Annotated in this window: 1 protein-coding gene; it reads right to left on the minus strand. The window is 66.7% G+C overall.

Translation table 11 applies throughout. The annotated features are described in order from the left end of the window. Positions 1-1,545 (minus strand): FAD-linked oxidase C-terminal domain-containing protein (locus F9K20_RS21190; RefSeq protein WP_291006790.1); only part of this gene is annotated, 1,545 nt, incomplete at both ends.

A 1,545-nucleotide genomic window follows, 5' to 3' on the forward strand; every position in this document is an offset into this window, starting at 1 on the left:
GGCCCGGCAGCCAGTTGCGCGCGTTCAAGAGCGGCGCGAGCCGGGCCGCGTAGGGCGCATAGTGCGGCAGGTAGGCCACGAGCCGATCGCGCAAGGACAGGCCGCGCCGCTTGATGGCCGCCGCCAGCACCTCGATCTTCATCTTCGCCATGTCGATGCCGGTCGGACACTCACGCCGGCACCCCTTGCAGGAGACGCACAGCTTCATGGTCTCAAGCATCTCGTCGGAGGTCAGTGCATCGGGGCCGAGCTGACCGGAGATTGCAAGGCGCAGGCTATTCGCCCGGCCGCGCGTCAGATCGCGCTCGTTGCCGGTTATGCGGAACGACGGGCACATGACGCCCGCGACCTGCTTGCGGCACTCGCCGTTGTTGTTGCACATCTCCACCGCGCCTTGGAAACCGCGGCCGGCGCCGGAAAATCCCGACCAGTCGAGCGCGGTCTCAAACTCGGGCACGTGATAGTCCGGCTTGTAGCGCAACAGCGTGCGATCGTTCATGGAGGAAGCGCGCACGATCTTGCCGGGATTCATGAGCCCTTTCGGATCGAAGCGATCCTTGACCTCCTCGAACAGGCGCACCGTCTTGGGCCCGTACATCCTCTCGTGGAACTCGGAGCGCACCAGGCCGTCGCCGTGCTCGCCGGAGTGGCTGCCCTTGTATTCCTTGACCATGGCGAACGCCTCCTCGGCGATGGCGCGCATGGTGTTGGCGTCCTTCTCGAGCTTGAGATTGAGGACGGGGCGCACGTGCAGGCAGCCGACGGAGGCGTGCGCGTACCACGTGCCCCTGGTGCCGTGCTTCTCGAAGATGGCCGTAAGGCGCTCGGTGTAGTCGGCAAGATGCTCCAGCGGCACCGCGCAGTCCTCGATGAAGGAGACGGGCTTACCCTCGCTCTTCATCGACATCATGATGTTGAGGCCAGAGGCGCGCACGGACCAGACCGCCTGCTGGCCAGCTGCATCCGGCACGTTCACTACGCTCGAAGCGTGGCCAAGGTCGCCCATAAGCTCGTCGAGGCGATCGAGGCGGCGCAGGTTCTCGGCCTGCTCGTCCTCGGCGAACTCAACGAGCAGCAGGGCGTCCGGCTTGCCGCGCACGTAGGTTTCCATCACCGGGCGGAACATGGCGATGTCGCGCGCGAGCTCGATCAGCGTGCGGTCGACGACCTCGACGGCAACAGGACCGAGCTTGACGATGTGCTGGGCCGCCTCCATCGCCTTGCGAAACGTCGGGAAATGGCAGATGCCGAGCGCCTTGGTTCGAGGCACCGGCGAGAGCTTGAGCTCGATGCGGCGCGAGACGGCGAGCGTGCCCTCCGAGCCGCACAGCAGCGTGGCGAGGTTGACCGGCCGGTTTGACGGCAGCAATGCGTCGATCAGGTAGCCGCCGACGCGGCGTGACACCTCGGGGAACGCATGCGCGATGTGCTCCGCCTCGCGCCGGCCCAGCGCCACCAGGTCGCGGAACAGCTGGGTGGCTTGCTCGTTCTCCGCGCTCGCGACGGGATTCCCCTCCCCCTTGTGGGGAGGGGCTAGGGGTGGGG

It is taken from the genome of Hyphomicrobium sp. (assembly GCF_009026145.1).
GTDB lineage: Bacteria > Pseudomonadota > Alphaproteobacteria > Rhizobiales > Hyphomicrobiaceae > Hyphomicrobium_A.